Origin of the sequence: Paraburkholderia aspalathi (genome assembly GCF_900116445.1) — a bacterium.
In the GTDB taxonomy this organism is placed as follows: Bacteria; Pseudomonadota; Gammaproteobacteria; order Burkholderiales; family Burkholderiaceae; genus Paraburkholderia; species Paraburkholderia aspalathi.
Map to the genome: position 1 here is coordinate 449093 of NZ_FPBH01000001.1, position 19654 is coordinate 468746.

General features: G+C 63.3%; 18 protein-coding genes. 14 read left to right on the plus strand and 4 right to left on the minus strand.

Annotation, left to right across the window (positions count from 1 at the left end):
* The first annotated feature begins 75 nt into the window (after positions 1–75).
* From BM438_RS02050 to BM438_RS46660, 8 genes are all read left to right on the plus strand, one after another.
* Positions 76–1134, plus strand: coding sequence for a tRNA dihydrouridine synthase (locus tag BM438_RS02050; protein ID WP_093632658.1), 1059 nt, complete (start codon positions 76–78; stop codon positions 1132–1134).
* Between the two features lie 116 nt (positions 1135–1250).
* Positions 1251–2642, plus strand: a complete 1392-nt coding sequence (gene rimO / locus BM438_RS02055; protein ID WP_054039491.1) for a 30S ribosomal protein S12 methylthiotransferase RimO — start codon at positions 1251–1253, stop codon at positions 2640–2642.
* A 3-nt stretch (positions 2643–2645) separates the two neighbouring features.
* Positions 2646–3602 carry a sugar kinase gene (locus BM438_RS02060; RefSeq protein ID WP_093632659.1) on the plus strand — a complete coding sequence of 319 codons (957 nt, stop codon included), beginning with the start codon at positions 2646–2648 and terminating at the stop codon, positions 3600–3602.
* A gap of 75 nt (positions 3603–3677) precedes the next feature.
* Entirely contained in the window at positions 3678–4862 is a 1185-nt protein-coding gene (gene bktB, locus BM438_RS02065; RefSeq protein ID WP_093632660.1) for a beta-ketothiolase BktB, read from the plus strand.
* A 120-nt stretch (positions 4863–4982) separates the two neighbouring features.
* Entirely contained in the window at positions 4983–5642 is a 660-nt protein-coding gene (locus BM438_RS02070) for a hypothetical protein (RefSeq protein WP_093632661.1), read from the plus strand.
* Between the two features lie 14 nt (positions 5643–5656).
* Entirely contained in the window at positions 5657–6841 is a 1185-nt protein-coding gene (locus BM438_RS02075; protein WP_093632662.1) for a cystathionine beta-lyase, read from the plus strand.
* 195 nt (positions 6842–7036) lie between these two features.
* Positions 7037–7486 carry a hypothetical protein gene (locus tag BM438_RS02080; protein ID WP_093632663.1) on the plus strand — a complete coding sequence of 150 codons (450 nt, stop codon included), beginning with the start codon at positions 7037–7039 and terminating at the stop codon, positions 7484–7486.
* 49 nt (positions 7487–7535) lie between these two features.
* Positions 7536–7667 carry a hypothetical protein gene (locus BM438_RS46660; RefSeq protein WP_266210658.1) on the plus strand — a complete coding sequence of 44 codons (132 nt, stop codon included), beginning with the start codon at positions 7536–7538 and terminating at the stop codon, positions 7665–7667.
* A gap of 50 nt (positions 7668–7717) precedes the next feature.
* Here BM438_RS46660 and serB read toward each other — a convergent pair whose 3' ends face one another.
* Positions 7718–8557 (minus strand): phosphoserine phosphatase SerB, encoded by an 840-nt coding sequence (gene serB / locus BM438_RS02085; protein ID WP_093632778.1) that lies wholly within the window; start codon positions 8555–8557, stop codon positions 7718–7720.
* Between the two features lie 393 nt (positions 8558–8950).
* Between serB and BM438_RS02090 the strand changes: the two genes are divergently transcribed.
* The 4 genes from BM438_RS02090 (at position 8951) to BM438_RS02105 (ending at position 14748) form a co-directional block, all read left to right on the plus strand.
* On the plus strand, positions 8951–10207 hold the full coding sequence (locus BM438_RS02090; protein WP_093632664.1) for a cytochrome P450: 1257 nt from the start codon (positions 8951–8953) through the stop codon (positions 10205–10207).
* Positions 10208–10431: 224 nt separating this feature from the next.
* Positions 10432–11430: a non-homologous end joining protein Ku gene (gene ku, locus BM438_RS02095; RefSeq protein ID WP_093632665.1), complete on the plus strand. Its 999-nt coding sequence runs from the start codon at positions 10432–10434 to the stop codon at positions 11428–11430.
* 55 nt (positions 11431–11485) lie between these two features.
* A complete protein-coding gene (gene ligD / locus BM438_RS02100; protein ID WP_093632666.1) occupies positions 11486–14401 on the plus strand; it encodes a DNA ligase D in 2916 nt (971 codons plus the stop codon).
* A 44-nt stretch (positions 14402–14445) separates the two neighbouring features.
* Positions 14446–14748 carry a hypothetical protein gene (locus BM438_RS02105; protein WP_093632667.1) on the plus strand — a complete coding sequence of 101 codons (303 nt, stop codon included), beginning with the start codon at positions 14446–14448 and terminating at the stop codon, positions 14746–14748.
* A 121-nt stretch (positions 14749–14869) separates the two neighbouring features.
* Here BM438_RS02105 and BM438_RS02110 read toward each other — a convergent pair whose 3' ends face one another.
* Positions 14870–15877, minus strand: coding sequence for a LysR family transcriptional regulator (locus BM438_RS02110; protein WP_093632668.1), 1008 nt, complete (start codon positions 15875–15877; stop codon positions 14870–14872).
* A gap of 163 nt (positions 15878–16040) precedes the next feature.
* On the opposite strand from BM438_RS02110, the gene BM438_RS02115 reads away from it, so the two are divergent.
* Positions 16041–17057: a zinc-binding alcohol dehydrogenase family protein gene (locus BM438_RS02115; RefSeq protein ID WP_093632669.1), complete on the plus strand. Its 1017-nt coding sequence runs from the start codon at positions 16041–16043 to the stop codon at positions 17055–17057.
* Positions 17058–17346: 289 nt separating this feature from the next.
* Positions 17347–17910 (plus strand): DUF6013 family protein, encoded by a 564-nt coding sequence (locus BM438_RS02120; RefSeq protein ID WP_093632670.1) that lies wholly within the window; start codon positions 17347–17349, stop codon positions 17908–17910.
* Between the two features lie 110 nt (positions 17911–18020).
* Here the strand turns inward: BM438_RS02120 and BM438_RS02125 are convergent, their stop codons facing one another.
* Complete coding sequence (locus BM438_RS02125) at positions 18021–18827, minus strand: ABC transporter permease (RefSeq protein ID WP_093632671.1); 807 nt, start codon at positions 18825–18827, stop codon at positions 18021–18023.
* The gene (locus BM438_RS02130; protein ID WP_093632779.1) at positions 18824–19534 is read right to left on the minus strand and encodes an ABC transporter ATP-binding protein; all 711 of its coding nucleotides are present in this window, start codon (positions 19532–19534) and stop codon (positions 18824–18826) included. The genes BM438_RS02125 and BM438_RS02130 overlap by 4 nt, the downstream gene beginning before the upstream one ends.
* Positions 19535–19654: the final 120 nt, after the last annotated feature.

Consider the following 19654-nt stretch of genomic DNA (forward strand, 5'->3'; position numbering starts at 1 on the left):
TCGATTCCGAAGGCCGGATTTGTCAGCTTTGGCTGACCGTACGATTCGCAGAAGCAGCTTAGGCGTCGTTCCCACATGAGCCAGCTGTTTCTTGCGCCCATGGAGGGGCTTGCGGACTACGTATTGCGCGACGTGCTGACCAGCACGGGAGGATTCGACGGGTGTGTCTCCGAATTCGTCCGGGTGACGGGTTCGGTGCTTCCCGAACGTGTCTACGAGCGGGATACACCCGAAGTCCTCCACGGAGGCTGCACACCCGGCGGCACGCCGATGGTGATCCAACTTCTTGGCAGCGATCCTGAATGGATGGCGCTGAATGCGGCCCAAGCGGCCAGTTTGTCGCCGCATGGACTCGATCTGAACTTCGGCTGTCCAGCCAAAGTCGTCAACCGGCACGGTGGCGGCGCGATGCTGCTCGCGCATCCTGAACAACTGAACCGGATTGTTTCGTCCGTTCGCGCCGCGGTGCCTGCCGGCATCGCCGTGACCGCAAAAATGCGGCTCGGCGTGTCCGATACGTCGCTTGCGATCGACTGCGCCACGGCGCTGGCGGAAGGCGGCGCGGCCTCGCTCGTCGTGCATGCCAGAACGCGCGACCACGGCTACCGGCCGCCGGCCCACTGGGAGTGGATCGCGCGTATCGACGACGCCGTGGACGTGCCGGTCACCGCCAATGGAGAAGTCTGGACGGTTGCCGACTGGGAACGGTGCCAGGCGGTCAGCGGCTGCGCGGATGTAATGATCGGGCGGGGCGCCGTGTCGGATCCTTTCCTGGCTTTGCGCATACGCGGACTGATGGAGCAGACGGCTTCCGGCGAGGAATGGCCGGCTGTACTGGGTTTACTCGCCGACTACCTGAGAAAATTGCAAGCCCGCGTCGCGGCCCGCCATGAGCACGGACGCGTCAAAATGTGGCTCAGCTATCTGAAGCGGACGTGGCCGCAGGCTGCCGAGCTGCATGCGGCCATCCGGCGCCTGCATGATTCGCGCGATATTCTTGACGTGATCGAGCGCGTTCAGGCACTCAATGGCTTGATCCCGTTGCCGGCGCATCAATACGCGGCCCATGGCCTCGCCGATCCGGCAACGCCCCGCTACGTGGCCGACTGCACGGTCGCCGGCGCGGTACAATAAAGGGTTGCGTGCGCGGGACGCTGTCCGGGCCGTGGTCTGACTGACCATTGGCCCTTGGCCTTGCCGCACCGTCCCCATTTGTCGCCATCGTCACCGCTATACGCCGGACCCATCCTATGTCGCAGACCATTTCCCCCGCCGTGCCGACCCCTTCGACTCCGAAGGTCGGTTTCGTCAGCCTCGGCTGTCCTAAAGCGCTTGTCGATTCCGAGCAGATCATCACGCAGCTGCGCGCCGAGGGCTACGAGATCTCCGGCACGTACGACGGCGCGGACCTCGTCGTCGTCAACACGTGCGGCTTCATCGACGAAGCGGTGCAGGAAAGCCTCGACGCGATCGGCGAAGCGCTCAGCGAAAACGGCAAGGTGATCGTCACGGGCTGTCTCGGCGCCAAGCAGAGCGCGAGCGGCTCGAATCTGATCGAAGAAGTGCATCCGAAGGTGCTGGCCGTGACCGGTCCGCACGCGCTGGGCGAAGTGATGCAGGCGGTGCACAATCATCTGCCGAAGCCGCACGATCCGTTCATCGATCTGGTGCCGGCTGCCGGCGTGAAGCTCACGCCGCGTCACTACGCCTATCTCAAGATTTCCGAAGGCTGCAACCACCGCTGCACGTTCTGCATCATCCCGTCGATGCGCGGCGACCTCGTGTCGCGCCCGGTCGCCGACGTGATGCTCGAGGCGGAGAACCTCTTCAAATCCGGCGTGAAAGAACTGCTCGTGATTTCGCAGGACACGAGCGCATACGGCGTCGACGTGAAATACCGCACCGGCTTCTGGAACGGCAAGCCGATCAAGACGCGCATGACCGATCTGGTCGGCGCGCTCGGCGAACTCGCGGCGCAATACGGCGCATGGGTCCGTTTGCATTACGTGTATCCGTATCCGAGCGTCGACGAAGTCATTCCGATGATGGCCGAAGGTCCGTTCAAAGGCCACGTGCTGCCGTATCTGGATGTGCCGTTCCAGCACGCGCATCCGGAAGTGTTGAAGCGCATGAAGCGTCCGGCCAACGCCGAGAAAGTGATGGAACGCGTGAAGGCGTGGCGCGAAATGTGCCCCGATCTGACGATCCGCAGCACCTTCATCGCCGGCTTCCCGGGCGAGACTGAAGAGCAATTCCAGACGCTGCTCGATTTTATTCGCGAGGCGGAGCTGGATCGGGTCGGCTGCTTTGCTTATTCGCCGGTCGAAGGCGCGAGCGCCAACGAACTCGACGGTGCGTTGCCCGACGAAGTGCGTGAAGAACGCCGCGCGCGTTTCATGGAAGTGGCCGAAGAAGTGTCGGCCAAACGGATTGCGAAGAAGGTTGGCAAGACGCTGAAAGTACTCGTCGACGAGATCAATGCCGACGGCGGCATCGGCCGTACCGCGGCGGATGCGCCCGAGATCGACGGCGTCGTGTACATCGCACCGGCCACCAAGGCGTCCAAGCGTTATAAGGTCGGCGATTTTGTCTCGGTAAAGATCACCGGCGCCGACGGTCACGATCTGTGGGGCGAGGTCTAAGCAATGACGGTGAGCACCGCCGGCACGCCGGCAACCCGGCCTCCGCGTCCGGAGATCCTCGCGCTCGGCGAGGCGATGATCGAGTTCAACCAGTCCGCTAAAGATCAGCCGAACTATCTGCAAGGCTTCGGCGGCGATACGTCGAACTTCTGTATCGCGGCAGCAAGGCAGGGCGCGAAGACGGGTTTTGTGTCGGCCGTGGGCAGCGACCATTTCGGGCGTCTGCTGATCGATCTGTGGGAACGCGAACAGGTTGAGACGTCGCTCGTGCGCGTCGATCCGCACGCGCCCACCGGCGTCTATTTCGTCTCGCACGGTCCCGCAGGTCACGCGTTCGACTATCTGCGCGCGGGGTCGGCCGCGAGCCGCTACGCGCCGCACGATTTGCCGCTCGATGCGATCGCCGCGGCCAAAGTCATCCACCTGTCCGGCATCAGTCTCGCGATCAGCGTAAGCGCCTGCGACGCCGCGTTGGCGGCGATCGAACATGCGCGCGCGAACGGCGTACGCGTGAGTTTCGACACCAATCTGCGTTTGAAGCTGTGGCCGCTCGCAAGAGCGCGCGCGGTGATGCTCGAAGCCATTCGTGGCACCGACATTTGTCTGCCGAGCTGGGACGACGTAACCGAGCTCACCGGCTTGACCGGCCGTGACGAGATCGTCGACTTTCTGCTGTCGCACGGTCCGCGTGTCGTGGCGCTCAAGCTCGGCAAGGAAGGTTCGTACATCGCCACGCCGGATGAGCGGCGCGTCGTGCCGGGCCACGTCGTCAACGCGGTCGATGCGACTGGCGCGGGGGATTGCTTCGGCGGCGCATTCATCGCGCGCATCGTCGCGGGTGACGATCCTTTTCAGGCGGCGCGTTATGCGAACGTCGCCGCGGCACTGTCCACGCAAGGTTACGGCGCGGTCGCGCCGATCCCTTCGCGCGCGACGGTCGAACACATCCTGGCCGGCTGACAGTAACGCGCTCCGAGGCGCGCGCCGCAGCCTGCCAGGACATGATTATCTTGAGACACTAAACAGGAGCGAGCGATGCAACGAGACGTGGTGGTGGTAAGCGGGGTGCGTACGGCGATCGGCGGTTTTGGCGGCAGTCTGAAGGATTTTCCGCCGACCGATCTCGGCGCACGCGTCGTGCGTGAAGTGCTGGCGCGTGCGAACGTGTCGGGCGACGAAGTCGGTCACGTGGTGTTCGGCAACGTCGTGCATACCGAACCGAAAGACATGTATCTGGCCCGCGTGGCCGCGATCAACGGCGGCGTTGCGCAACATGCGCCCGCGTTGACCGTCAACCGCCTGTGCGGCTCGGGCCTGCAGGCCATCGTCTCGGCCGCGCAAAGCGTGCTGCTCGGCGACGCCGACATCGCGATCGGCGGCGGCGCGGAAAACATGAGCCGTGCACCGTATTCCATGCCGGCTGCGCGCTTTGGCCAGCGCATGGGCGATGCGCGCCTCGTCGACATGATGGTCGGCGCGTTGAACGACCCGTTCCAGTCCATCCATATGGGCGTGACCGCTGAGAACGTCGCCCGCAAGTACGATATCTCGCGCGAAACGCAGGATGCGCTCGCGCTCGAATCGCATCGCCGTGCGGCCAACGCGATTACGAGCGGCTACTTCAAGGACCAGATCCTGCCGATCACGATCCCGTCGAAGAAGGGCGACGTCGTGTTCGATACGGATGAACACACGCGTATGAACGCAACGGCCGAAGACTTCTCCAAGTTGAAGCCGGTGTTCGCCAAGGAAAACGGCACGGTGACGGCCGGCAACGCCTCGGGTATCAACGACGCCGCCGCGGCGGTCGTGCTGATGGAACGCAGCGTCGCCGAAAAGCGCGGCATCAAGCCCTTGGCGCGGCTGGTTTCGTACGCGCATGCAGGCGTCGATCCGGCCTACATGGGCATCGGCCCGGTGCCGGCGACGCGCAAGGCGCTCGAACGCGCCGGCCTGACGGTCGCCGATCTCGATGTGATCGAAGCGAACGAAGCGTTTGCCGCTCAGGCGTGCGCGGTCAGCAAGGAGCTCGGTCTTGATCCGGCCAAGGTCAATCCGAACGGTTCGGGTATTTCGCTCGGTCACCCGATCGGCGCAACCGGCGCTCTGATTACCGTCAAGGCGTTGTATGAGTTGCAGCGAGTTGGCGGCCGCTATGCGCTGGTGACGATGTGTATCGGCGGCGGGCAGGGCATCGCGGCGATCTTCGAACGGATCTGAAGCTGAGGCGGCGCAACGTGACGCCACGCGAGGCGTCGCGCTGGCCCCGCCGAACTGAGCCCGGTAGCAAGCGGCTAGCAAACGAGTATCGAGCAGTATCAGGCAACAAGGAAAGAACGGATGCAGGAATCCAAAGCGATGAAGGGTGTGACGCGCCGGCGCGGTTGGGCAGTCCTCCACGGGCACTTCCTTCGGGGTTTAGTGAGCGCGGCCGCATTGCTGTGTGTCGGCGCCGGGGCTGTGCTGCCCGCGCAGGCATGGGCGGAAAGCGACGCGGTGAAGGAACTGGCGGCGCCCCCGCCGATTCAGTTGCCGCTCAAGCCGAGCCCCGAATTCGCGAAGTTTCCGCGTTACGCCGGCATGCTGGGTTCGCGTCAGATCGTGCTGCGTCTCGGCGCGAAAACCGACGATCCGGCCGGCGTGCACGGCGAGTATCAGTACACCGACACCGGCGAGGTGATCCTGATCGCGGGTGACCGCGACGGCGATACGCTCGAAGTCGAGGAGTCGAACGACGGCACACATATTACCGGCAACTGGGTGGGCAAGTTTGCCGCCGACGGCTCGGTGGCGGGCGACCGGATGAACGTCGACGATTCCGACCCGCAGCCATTCGATCTGAAGCCGCTGGCAGCGGGGCAGGCTGTGCCGGCTGCTTCAGCGAGCGCCGGTGCTGCCGCTAACAAAGCTGCGTCCGCCGGCAGCGCAGCAGCGCCTGCCTCGGCGACAGGCGGTGGTCACGCCGTTGGCGGGGTGAGCAACCTGCAAATCGGCGAATAAGATCTACCTACACCATGACCCAATCCAAACTCAAACGCGGCCTGCAAACTAGCATCGTGCGTCACGAAGACCAGCTTACGCCGGGCTTCGAATCCTTCTCGACGCCGGTGACGCGCGCTTCGACCGTCGTGTTTCCCGATCTCGCGACGATGCGCGCGCTCGACTGGAAAAACGACGCGCAATGGCGCTATGGCCTGCACGCCACGCCGACTTCGCTCGCGCTGGCGCAGCGGCTTGCCACCATCGAAGGCGGCAATCACGCGTTGCTGCAGCCGTCGGGTTTGTCGTCGATTTCGAACGTGTACTTCGGCCTTGTGAAGACCGGCGACGACGTGCTGATTCCCGATAACGTCTACTCGCCGAACCGCGATCATGGCGACTGGCTGGCGCGCGATTTCGGCATCACCGCGCGCTACTACGATCCGATGATCGGCGCGGGTATCGCGGATCTGATCCAGCCGAATACGCGTTTGATCTGGCTCGAAGCACCCGGCTCGGTCACGATGGAGGTGCCCGACGTGCCCGCCATCACCGCGGTAGCGCGTGCGCGCAACGTCGTTACGGCGATCGACAATACCTGGTCCGCAGGGCTCGGTTTCCGGCCGTTCGACCACGGCGTCGACATCTCGGTGCAGGCCTTGACCAAGTACCAGTCAGGCGGCGGCGACGTGCTGATGGGCGCGACGATCACGGTCGATCGCGACTTGCATCTGAAGCTGAAGGCCGCGCGCATGCGCACGGGTATCGGTGTGTCAGTGGATGACTGTTCGCTGATTCTGCGCAGTCTGCCGAGCATGCGCTTGCGTTTCGAACAGCATGACCGTGCAGCGCTCAGCCTCGCCCACTGGCTGAAGACGCGTCCGGAAATTGCCGCGGTTCTGCACCCGGCGTTGCCCGACTGTCCGGGGCATGAGTTTTTCAAGCGCGACTTTACCGGCGCCGGCGGACTGTTCTCAGTGGTGTTCGACGCACGTTACAGCGCGGCGCAAATCGACACGTTCTGCGAGTCGCTCGAGCTGTTTTCGCTCGGCTGGAGCTGGGGCGGTGCGCACAGTCTCGCGATGCCGTACGACGTCGCCTCGATGCGCACGGAAGGTCAATGGCCGTATCGCGGCACGCTGGTACGGTTCTATATCGGCCTGGAAGAAGAAGCCGATTTGCGCGCGGATATCGAACAGTGTCTGACGGCGCTGAGTTGAGCGTCTGAGCGCTGGCTGCTGATTGCCGGCGATTGCAGAAGGTTGAGAAAGCCCATTGTGACGTGTTCACGATGGGCTTTTTGTTTTGTCAAGATGGCCAGTAAGCCTAACCATTCGGACGAGTGGTCGACGCCGGATCCCGACGCTACGATGGTGCGCACTTTACTAACGGTTGCCGCACTATGGTGAGTTTCGATGAATCTATTTTTCTGGATGTTACTGAATCTTGGCGTGCCGATTGTCGGCCCGATCTTTACGCTAGCGCTCGTCGCACCCACGCACGGCTGGCGCGTCGCGAAGGCGTTGATCGCCGCATCAGTGAAAGACGGCCAACTGTTCTGGTGTGCGATCGGGCTGTGCGCAACCGCGGTTTATGAGGCGGTGACCGCGCTGGAGCGGGGAAGTGGCGTGGTGCCGATCCTGGCCTTCGCCATCGCCGGATTCTGCATCGTGGCGTTTTCCTGTTCCACTATCGTCATGTCGGCGCTGGTCAATGCGCATCATGACCGGGCGGGCACGCAAGCTCACAATCGGCGGACACCGGACGTTGCCGGTTTGTTATCGCCCGTAGCAATTGGCGCCTCTATTTTTGCAACGGCCGTCGCCGCAGTTCTGTTTGCAATCCTACACGTGCGCCTGATTTAGTTTTTTTAGATAACGCAGCAATTATACTAATCAGCTTAAGGAGGCACTCATGCACAAACTATTCACGTTTCTGGAATCCGACGAAAATTTCGCTCGTGTTGTGAAGTGGGCTAACGTTGTGAACGGCACCGTTGCGGTCAGCGTGTTAGGCGTGTTCCTGATCAGCTATCTCAACAAATAATGCTCTTGTCAGCGCTGGCCGCCATCGCATCGGCCAGCGCAAACCCGGCTTCAGAACAGGCGCAGCAAACCATCCAGCCCAACGTGGTTGAACGCCACACTGGCTGCTTCGCGCACTACCGGCTTCGCACGGAACGCTACCGAAAGTCCGGCAGCCGCCATCATTTTCAGATCGTTCGACCCATCGCCCATCGCAATCGCGCGGGTTGACTCGATGCCCAGTTGGGCGCATGTCTCGCGCAACGTGCGTGCTTTCACGTCGGCGTTGACGATCTCGCCGATTACCTTGCCGGTCAACTTTCCATCCACGATTTCGAGCGTGTTCGCGTGCGTGAAATCGAGGCCGAGCCGGGCTTTCAGTTTTTCGGTAAAGAACGTGAATCCGCCCGACACCAGCAGCGTTTTCAATCCGGCCGCTTTCGCGCCGGCCAGCATTCGTTCGGCGCCCGGCGAGAGTTGCAGCCGCTCTTCATAAACGCGTTCGAGCGCGCCGGCGTCGAGCCCCTTGAGCAGTGCCACGCGGCGAGTCAGGCTCTCATTGAAGTCCTTGATTTCGCCGCGCATCGACGCTTCTGTGATCGCGGCGACTTCCGCTTTCAATCCGCAGAAGTCGGCGATTTCGTCGATGCATTCGATCGTGATCAGCGTCGAATCCATGTCCATCGCGACGAGGCCGAAATCACGCAACTGGCGGCCGGGTTCGACAAACGCGTAGTCCAGTTGATGCGTGCTGCAATAGACCTCAAGGTCGCCGCGCTGCGCAACGTTCGCGTCGGCGATACGAATCGCGTTCGCGTCGATAACATTGGCGCGTGAGCCGCGCGCAAGCGCGACGAGCGTTTTGTGGTGGTCGGCGGAAAGAGGCGCGGTGCTTTGGATGACGAGGTTCATGGACGACGCATTGAAGCAGAAAAGGGCGGCCGCGCGAGGCGCGCGGAAAATTCCGTCATTGTAACGGTTCGGCGGCATGCGGCCCGCAGGGGCAGCCGACAAAGGGCGACAGGTATCCGCGGGCGGCACTCGAGCCGACGGGCGGCAATTGGCCAATAGACAAACAAACGACCGGCCAGGAGGCCCATCGCCTGGCGCATCGCGTATCCATTCGGGCAATCCACCGTGCAACGATCAGGCGCCCGCGTCATACTGGCGCTTCGAACGACGCCTCGCAGCCTATCGAACCCGCCAAGCCCGTCGCGCCCAAAAGGCGCGCAGCACACCCGCACGTGGCTAGCCTCGGCAAGGTATCGGCACCCATGACGAGGCGCACTACCACGGAGACAAGCAATGCCCCCTGCGACAGTCAGCGACGCGTCCGCCCTCGCACGCGATTTCGATCTGCGGCAACTGAGCGCCGCGTTCTATGCCGACCCATACCCGGTCTACCACGCGCTGCGCACCCATGAACCGATCAAACGCATGCCGGACGGCTCGCTGTTTCTGACGCGTTTTCGCGACGTGCAGGCGGTCTATCGCGACCCGAAAACTTTCAGTTCCGACAAGACCGTCGAATTCAAACCGAAGTACGGCGACTCGCCGCTCTACACCCACCACACCACCAGTCTCGTCTTCAACGATCCGCCGCGTCACACGCGGGTGCGCAAACTGATCGCCGGCGCGCTGACGGCGCGCGCGATCGCGGCCATGGAGCCGGGGCTGATCCGCCTCGTCGATGGTTTGCTCGATGCAGCCGCCGCGCGTGGCCGGATCGATCTGATCGGCGAGTTCGCGTCGGCGATTCCGGTCGAGATCATCGGCAATCTGCTGGATGTGCCGCACGCTGAGCGCGAGCCGTTGCGCGACTGGTCGCTGGCGATACTCGGCGCGCTGGAGCCGTCGCTGAGCGAGGCGCAGCTCGAACGGGGCAACCGTGCGGTCAGCGAGTTTGTCGACTATCTGCGCGATCTGGTGGCACGGCGCAGGCGCGAGCCTGGCGATCCGCAACATGACGTGCTGACACGCCTGATTCAGGGCGAACAAGGCGAACAGGGCGGCGAGCAATTGTCGGAAGCGGAACTGCTGCAAAACTGCATCTTCATCCTGAACGCCGGTCATGAGACCACCACGAATCTGATCGGCAACGGTCTCGTTACGCTCACCGGCTGGCCGGAGCAGCGCGCCGCGTTGCTGCGCGAACCGTCGCTGATAGAGTCGGCGGTCGAAGAGTGTTTGCGGTTCGAGAGCTCGAATCAGCTGGGTAACCGGATGGCCACCGTCGACACGGAGATCGGCGGCGTCGCGGTGGCGCGCGGTACGCCCGTCACGCTGTGCATCGGCGCGGCCAATCGCGACCCCGAGCAGTTCGCGGAGCCGGATCGCTTCGACATCCGCCGTGATCCGAACCGGCATCTGGCGTTCGGCTTCGGCATTCACCAATGCGCGGGGTTGTCGCTCGCGCGACTCGAAGCGCGTATCGCCATTGGGCGCTTCGTGCAGCGCTTCCCGGCGTATCGGCTCGACGGCGGGCCAACGCGCGGCGGACGGGTGCGGTTTCGCGGCTTCGCTGCGGTCCCGATCGAACTTGAACCGGCAAGCGGTGGTTGAAGATCGGCGCTTGCCGAGCACCGTTAGACGAGCCGACAAGCGCCGTATCTTTTGCCGACATGACGCAAGACTTACAGCCGATGCCGGCGGCAACCTGCACGGCGCCAAGGCGGCAATAGCGCCCAGAACCGTGGCAGCCACCGCCGTGCCGCGCGAGCGAAAGCGCGCAAAACCGTGGCACGCTTGCTGCTTCACCAAAGGTCTCAGGCCTTGGGGAGCGCACGATGGCACACATGATCTGGAAGGGCGCAATCAGCTTTGGCCTCGTCCACGTTCCGGTGCAGTTGTATCCGGCGACGCAGTCAGAGAAAGTCGGCTTCAATCTGCTGGACAAGCGCTCGATCGATCCGATCGGCTATAAGCAGATCAACAAGCGCACCGGCAAGGAGGTGGCGCGCGAGAACATCGTGCGCGGTTTCGAGTACGAAAAGGACAAGTACGTCGTCCTCTCCGACGACGAGATTCGGGCGGCCAATCCCGAGTCGACCCAGACGGTCGATATCCTCGCCTTCATCGACGCACCCGACATTTCGTTTCTCTATCTCGACACGCCATACTTCCTGACGCCTGACCGCAAGGGCGAAAAGGTGTACGCGCTGCTGCGCGAAGCGATGAAAGCGTCGGGCAAGATCGGCGTGGCGAGTGTCGTGCTGCACAACAAGCAGCATCTCGCGGCACTTATTCCGGTCGGGCCGATGCTGGCGTTGAACACGTTGCGCTGGGCCGTCGAGGTGCGCGACTTCGACGAATTCAAATTGCCGCCGGAAGGAATGAAGGCGGCCGGCGTGACCACGCGCGAACTCGACATGGCGAAAAAGCTGATCAACGACATGAGTGACAAGTGGGATCCATCGCAGTATCACGACACCTTCCACGATGACATCATGGCGCTGGTCGACCGAAAGATTCGCGCGGGTAAGACCGAGGAAATCACCGAGGTCGAGGCGCCGCGCGAATCGCGTCAATCTGCCGACATCCTCGATCTGTCCGATCTGCTCAAGCGCAGCCTCGGTCGCGGCAAAGGCAAGCCGGCGGCGGGCGCGCGCAAGCATGCCGCGGACGATGACGAGGAGGGCGACGATGCCGAAGCCGAAGCAGCCGCGCCAGCCCGCAAGAAGCCGCGTGCAGTGCGCTCGGCGGCCACGGGCCGCAGCGGTGGCAAGACCAGTGGCGCCAGCGCCAAGTCAGCCCCGGCTGCACGCAAACGGCGTGCGGCCGCCTGATCGCTCGCTTGATCGATAACACCGCACCAGCTCGATCCACGACGAGTTCATCTCCATGAACGACAGGCTCGATCTCTACAGCCGCAAGCGCCGCTTCGGCGAAACGCCGGAGCCATCGGGCACGGCTGCGCGGAAGAAAGCCGGCCGCAAGAGCGCCGCGCGCATCTCGAACGAGGCGCTGTCATACGTGATTCAGGAGCACGACGCGCGGCGCTTGCATTACGACTTCCGCCTCGAACTGAACGGCACGTTATTGTCGTGGGCGGTGCCCAAGGGGCCGAGCCTCGACCCGTCGGTGAAGCGGCTCGCGGTGCATGTCGAAGATCATCCTGTCGAATACGGCTCTTTCGAAGGTGAGATCCCGCCTGGCAACTACGGCGCGGGAACCGTGATCGTGTGGGATCGCGGGACGTGGGACCCTGTCGGCGGCGCGGCGGAGGCGGAGGAATCGTACAAGGCGGGCAAGCTTAAATTCCGGCTTTTTGGTGAAAAGCTGCACGGTGGCTGGACGCTGGTGCGCAGCCATATGCGCGGCAGTGGCGACAAGGAGCAGTGGCTGCTGATCAAGGAGCGCGACGCGGAAGCACGCGATCAGAACGACTACGACGTCCTGAAGGAGTGCCCTGGCAGCGTACTGGAGGGCAGTGGGTCGGCGGGCAAGCGCGCAAAGGCCACGAGAACCGCGACAAAAACGGCTGCGAGCGAGTTCACACGCCAGAGCGCAAGCAAGACCGGAGCGAGGACTGCAATCAGGGCCGCCAGGACTGCAAACGTCGCCAGTGCCAAAGCAACAGTATCGAACTCGAACATCACTGGCAGGAACCGCGCGAAAGCCAGCTCTTCAAGCCGTCCCGACCCGAAAAAAACCGACATCGTGTCGACCCGCAGCATACAGTCACTGCGCGAGCTTGCCGCATCGCCCTCGATTGAAGGCGCGGTCAAGGCCGCGTTGCCCGCCACCTTCAAGCCGCAACTGGCTACGCTCGTCGACGCCGCGCCACCCGGCGATGAATGGGCATACGAAATCAAGTTCGACGGCTATCGCGTGTTGACCCGTATCGATCGAAACGCAAAGACCCGTACGCTCAAGGTGTTCACGCGCGCAGGCAACGACTGGACCGCGAAGTTCGGCAAGCAGGTGAAGGCGTTCGAACGACTCGACATCGAAAGCGCCTGGCTCGACGGCGAAGCGGTGGTGCTAGACGACAACGGCGTACCGAGTTTTCAGGCGCTGCAAAACGCATTCGACGCGGACCGCCCGCAGGACATCGTCATCTATCTGTTCGACGTGCCGTTCCTTAACGGCTACGACTTGCGAGGCGTGCCACTCGAACAACGCCGCGCGATTCTGCGCGCGTTGCTGGAAGGCACGGATGGGCACGACGACAGCGTACTGCGCTTCTCGAACGACTTCGCGTTCAGCGCCGACGATCTGCTGAAGAGCGCGTGCGACATGGCGCTCGAAGGCATCATTGGCAAACGGCGCGATAGCGGTTACACCTCGGGGCGTTCATCCGCATGGATCAAATTGAAATGCCGACGCCGCCAGGAATTCGTGATCGGCGGCTATTCAGAGCCGGCGGGTAGCCGTGCGGCGTTCGGTGCGTTGTTGCTTGGCATCTACGACGACAAAGGCAAACTGCAATACGCCGGCCGCGTCGGCACGGGCTTCGACGCGGCGTTGCTGCGCTCGCTCAAGAAGGAACTCGACGCGCACGCCACCAGCCGCATGCCGTTCGCCAGCACACCGCGCGAGCGCAGCCGAACGCCGGTGCATTGGGTCGAACCGGTGCTTGTCTGCGAATGCAATTTCGCTGAATGGACGAGCGAGGGCATCGTGCGGCAGGCGTCGTTCGTGAGTCTGCGCAATGACAAACCGGCGCGGCAGGTCGTCAGGGAAGCATCCCGTAAAGGAGCCGATGTGCAGGAGCAAACCGATACCGCATCCGACACCGTGGCGAAGAAGCGCACGACGAAAAAGAACGCTGCGAGTGCCGCATCCGAGTCCGCTAAAAAAGGTGCAGCGAAGACGCCCGCAACAAAAACCACCGCAGCGAAATCAAAAACCGCAGCAACGCCAGCCGAAGTCGCCGGCGTCCGCGTATCCCATCCCGACCGTGTCATCGATAAAAGCACCGGCACCCGCAAAATCGATCTCGTGCGCTACTACGAATCGGTCGCCGACTGGATGCTGCCGCATCTGCAGGACCGGCCGGTGTCGCTGGTGCGCGCGCCCGAGGACATCGGCGGCGAGCTGTTTTTCCAGAAGCACAGTCAGAAACTGTCGATCCCCAACGTCACGCAGCATCCCGGACTCGATCCTGGTCATCCACCGCTGATTACCGTCGATACCCTCAAGGCGCTGGTCGGCGCCGCACAGATGGGCACGATCGAATTTCACACGTGGAATGCCGTGGTGTCGAACATCGAAAAACCCGATCGCATGGTGTTCGATCTCGACCCGGACGCATCGCTCGGTTGGGAGCGGATGATCGAGGCCGCGCAACTGACGCGCTCGCTGCTCGAAGAACTCGGCCTGACCTCGTTCTGCAAGACGAGCGGCGGCAAGGGGTTCCATGTGGTGGTGCCGCTCGCTAAGCATGCCGGCTGGGACGAGGTGAAGACGTTTTCGCAAGCCGTCGCGCAGCGTATGGCGACGACGTTGCCCAAGTACTTCAGCGCGAAGATGGGCGCCCAGAATCGCAAGCAGAAGATCTTTGTCGATTACCTCCGCAACAACCGCGGCTCGAGTACGGTGGCCGCATTCTCGGCACGCGCCCGACCGGGGCTGGGCGTTTCAGTGCCGCTCTCGTGGGATGAAGTCGCCACCACCACGAACGGCGATCAATGGACCATCGAAAACGTACATGAGCGTCTCGCAGACCTCAAGCGCGACCCGTGGGCGAACTACGCAAAGACACGTCAACGCATCACCGCAGCGATGAGAAAGCGTCTGGATGAAGCGGAGTGACCGCGCCCCAGCCGACCTGATTCAATCTGAAAAAGGAGCAAACCATGAAGACCTCAGCGCAATCGTCCGACGGCGAGAAGCAGGCCGACCCGCATGCAAAGATGACTCCGCGTTCACGCGAGGAAGCGTCGGCGCCGCTGCCGCATGAAACCGATCAGGACCCGGAATCGCAACATGAAGACGCTCCGCGTCGTGTCGGCAAGCAGGCGCATCGCGACATCGAGCGCGGACTGAAGGACACGGACCGCCGCGGCGGTGACGAGTATCAGCAAAAGACGCAGAACGATGCGCACGTGGACGTCAACTCCGATGGCAAAGCAAGTGGTGGCAGGCCCAGCAAGCGCTGATGTTAGGTGCGCGCTGAGCCGCGTAAAACGTTGCGTCGTGCTGGTCCGGCGTGTCCGCAATGAGCCGTCGCGGCCGCACTTTGAACCGAATCCTATGCGCTCGCACCGAGGCCATCGGTGATCACTCAGCGCTTTGGTGCGGCCCAGCGTTTGGCCCACCGGCCCACCCCGGCTCCACATCCCAATAAGGCGGATCGCCGAAATGCGCGACAAGGAACTCAATAAACGCGACCGTCTTCGGCGGCACGAACGCACGGCTTGGATAGACCGCCCAGATCGCCACTTGCTCCGCGAGCGGATAGGTGTCGAGCACGCTGACCAGTTCGCCGCTGCGCAGATACGGCGCCACGTCCCAGGTCGACTTGAGCGCGATGCCGAAACCGGCCAGCAAGGCGTCGCGAATCACTTCGCCGTTGTCGACCACGAGGCGTCCGCTCACGCGCACCGTAAGCGGTCCGGCGGGCGTCACGAATGCCCAGTCGCGCTGGTCCGACAGGATGATGCATTCGTGCTGGGCGAGGTCCGAAGGATGGTGCGGCGCCCCACGCGCGGCGAGGTAAGCGGGCGCCGCGCATAGCACGCGGCGGTTGACGGCGAGGCGCCGCGCCACCAGCGACGAATCCTTGAGCACGCCGACACGGATCGCCACGTCGATACCCGCATCGACCAGATCGACCATCTGATCCGTCAGACGCAGATCGACGCTCACGCCGGGATAGCGGCGCAGAAATTCGCTGATTACTGGCGATACATGCTGCCGCCCGAACGACGATGGCATCGACACCCGCAAGCGCCCCTGCGGCTCGGCCTGCGCGCGGCCCACCGAGGCGCGCGCGGCATCGGCTGCGTCGAGCAGCGCCTGAGCGCGTGTCATGAACACTTCGCCGTCCTGCGTGAGACTGATGCGACGGGTGGTCCGATGCAGCAGCCGCGCGCCAAGGAGCCTTTCGAGCTGCGCGATACGCGAACTCGCCACCGCCGCCGACAGGCCGAATTCGCGGCCGGCCGCCGACACGTTGGCGAGCAGGGCGGCCCGCACGAACAGGGCGACGTCTAGCAGATCGAGTCGTTCCCGTTCGCCGGACGAGGGCTTGACGGCGGGTTCCACGGGGTCGGCAGGATGGTTCATTCTTCTGAAATTCAAAAAGATGTTTCAGTCATTATGATGCTTTTATGAGAATAAGAACCGCCTTAGGATGACGGCAATGCGATCGAATAGTCCTGCACGGCGCGAGGCGCTGTCGGCACCGATCACCGGTTTCTCAACCTCATCAGAAAGAACAGGAGCTGTGATGAAAGCTGTAGGTCTCCATCGTTACTTGCCGATCGATCATGCCGAGTCGCTGGTCGATGTCGAAATTCCCAAACCCGAAGCCGCCGGCCGTGACCTGCTGGTGAAGGTGGAAGCCATCTCGGTCAATCCGGTCGACACCAAGGTGCGCGCCCCGAAAGACACCGTCGAGAAAGCGCCGCGGGTGCTCGGCTGGGACGCCGCCGGCACGGTAGTGGCGGTTGGCCCCGACGTCACGCTGTTCAAAGTTGGCGACCCGGTTTTCTATGCGGGCAGCATCACCCGGCCGGGCGCGAATAGCGAGTTCCATCTGGTCGACGAACGCATTGCCGGGCGCAAGCCGGCGTCGCTCGATTTCACACACGCGGCCGCTTTGCCGTTGACCGCGATCACGGCGTGGGAAGCACTCTTCGACCGCCTCGGCGTGTCACCGCAAGGCGCGGATGAAGGCCGCACGGTGCTGATCATCGGCGGGGCGGGCGGGGTGGGTTCGATCGGCATTCAGCTGGCCAAGCAACTCGCGAAACTCAAAGTGATCGCGACTGCCTCGCGCCCTGAATCGGCGAAGTGGGCGACGGAGTTGGGCGCGGATCATATCGTCGATCACTTCGACCATATGCCCGCGCAATTGAAAAAGCTCGGGATCGACCAGGTCGATTACGTGCTGATCTTCAACGATACCGACAATAATTTCCCGGCAGCCGCTGAAGTGGTCAAGCCGCAGGGCGGCATCTGCACGATCGTCGAAAACAGCCAGCCGGTGCCTGTCGAACTGCTGAAGGCGAAAAGCGCCGCGTTCCACTGGGAGTTCATGTTCACGCGTTCGATGTTCGGCACGCCGGACATGATCGAGCAGCACAAGCTGCTCACCGAGGTGGCGCGTCTCGTCGATGCAGGCACGTTGCGCACGACGGTCGGCCAGAATCTCGGCACGATCAACGCCGACAATCTGCGCCGTGCGCATCGACTGCTCGAAGAGGGGCGCGCGATCGGCAAGCTGGTGCTGACGGGCTTCTAGCCAGAGCTGGGGTTGGCGTTCCTGTCACGTCGCACGCGCAGAAAACGCCTCAACGCAAGCGGGGTAACACCCGATTCGTATGAAGCGCGCGCAACGCCGCTTGGCGGTAGACTGGTGGGGCATCATGCTAAAACAGTTGCGCGTCTCGCAGCTCGTCTGGCAGGGCCTCAGCCACGTGTTTACCAGGTGCTACCAGGTATTAACTCGGCGTGAATCAGGCTCCAGTCAGGCAGTGCATTGGCAGTAGCGCTAGAGCGGGCGCGCAGCGGTACAACAACGAGGTGACAGTATGAGCTCAAGCTTCAAACTCTCCGCCGTTTCAGTTGTTGCTTCTCTCGCATGCGCGCTCGCGCCCGGCATGCTCGTGACGACAGCTCACGCAGCCACGCCGATCACAGTGACGTCGCAGTCCGCCCTCGACGGTCCGATCCGCTATACGGTCCGTGTCACGTCGAAGCAGTTCGGCAATTCACAGGAAACGCGTACGATCCGCTCCGGCGAATCAGACGACTTCACGTGGAAGACGGTGCCCCCAGGCGGCCCCGTGCCCGCGACGGATAGCTGCCCGAATTACTCGTCGCTGCCAACCGATACCAACGGCGCGATGATTCGCCAGACGCAGATCCGTTTTGCGCCGGTCGTCGGCAGTGACGGCACCGCGTCAGTGCAATTGAGCTTCCAGGCGCAGACCCCGCATGGCGTCAAGACGGTGACGAGCGGTGGCAAAACGCTCAAGTGTCCGAACAGCGTGGCCGTCAGCCAGATTCTGCGTTTTACGATGCCGACCAACGGCAGCACGAAAACGTTGACGCTTAGTGACGGCACCGAAGTGGCGGTCACCGCGAAACGCTGAAGGCCACGCGTGAGGTCTGCGCGATGAGCGCAGACCTCACGCGCGCGGCCGATGAGGCAAACCGCGAACGGGCGACGCCAGCCGCGTCGCCCCGTGTACTGTTTGCCCCATCAACGCTGCGCCGCGGGCCGCTCCACCAGCCGCGCCGACAGAAACCGGTGCTCCGCCGAGAAGAGCCGCCGATACGTGAGCAGCACCGCGCCCACCGTCCCCAGGGCTGAGGCCGCGGCGATCAGGAACATGATCACGATCTGATAACGCACTGCCTGCAACGGCGACTGACCGGCCAGCACCTGCCCGGTCATCATGCCGGGCAAACTCACCACGCCGACCACGGCCATCTGATTCAAGGTGGGCATCATGCCCGCGCGCACCGCCTGGCGCGCCGGCGCCTGCGCCGCTTCCCAACGGGTCGCGCCGAGTGCGAGCGCCATATCCACACGGTCGCGCCGCGCGGTCAGTTCCTCGGTCATCCGTTCGATGCCGAGCGACACGCCGGTGAGCGTATTGCCGAGGATCATGCCGAGAATCGGAATCGCGTACTGCGGCTCGTACCATGGATGAATGCGGATCACGACGAAGAGTCCGACCGCGGCCACCAGCCACGAACTGACCCAGATCGACAGCACGCTGTCCGCACGCTGCCCGGCGTAGGTGCGGCTGCCGCGCTGTGCGCCCGCGAAGCCGGCGATCAGCGTCATCAAGACCATCAAGGGCAGCACCACGAACCAGTGGTCATAGCGAAACACCCAGCCGAGCACATAGCCGATCGCGAGCAATTGCACGACGGTGCGTACCGCCGCCCACGCGAGCTTGCGTTCGAGATCGAGCTTGAGCGCCACCGACACGGCACCGTTCACCACGATCAGCAATGCGGCGATCGCGACGTCCCAGAGACTCAGATTTTGCAATGTCATTGGCCGAGCTCCTGGTGCGCGGGCGTCACGGGGGATTCGTCGAGCACGCCGGCGCGCATCGTGAGGTGCCGCTCGCTCATGCGCGCGGCTTGCGCGGGATCGTGCGACACCCACATCGACGCATGCCGGCCGGGTTCGGCCGCGAACCACGCGTGCACCAAAGCCTCGATCGCGTGCGACGACTCCGGATCGAGCGAAGCGGTGGGTTCATCGAGCAGCAGCACTTCAGGCGCGAGTTGCAGAACGCGAATCAGCGCGGTGATCTGCGCTTCTCCGCCGGACAACTCGCTCGCGCGCTTGTCGAGAAAATCGTCGCCGCGGCCGGCCTGAGCGGCGAGGCCTGCAGCACGTGCGCGATCGAAGCGCACGTCGCGATAGGTCCGCAATTCGAACGGGTAACGTAGGTTGTCTTCGACGCTGCCGTCGAGCAGCGCGGGTCGCTGCCGGATATACGCGACGTTGCGCCGGTAACGCGGAATGGCGGCGCGCTCGACCGCCGCGCCGTGCCACATGATGCGTCCCGCATCGAGCGGATCGAGCAGGGCGAGGGCGCGCAGAAACACGCTCTTGCCCGAACCTGACGGCCCGGTGACCGCGACGCGGTCGCCGGCGCAAAGGGCGAAGGTCGTCGGCTGCAGCAGCGTTTGTCCGCGCAATGCATCGCGCCGGGCGATGCCTTCAGCGAAGACGAAGGGAACATCTGACATGAGTTGGATCGTGGTGGATTTTTTCGTGGATTCGGAGGCCGCCATGACATTTCCTTACGTTTCCATGGCCGGGAGACCTGTGCCGGCGCTGTGCGGCATGATAAAACGACCCCTATTAGA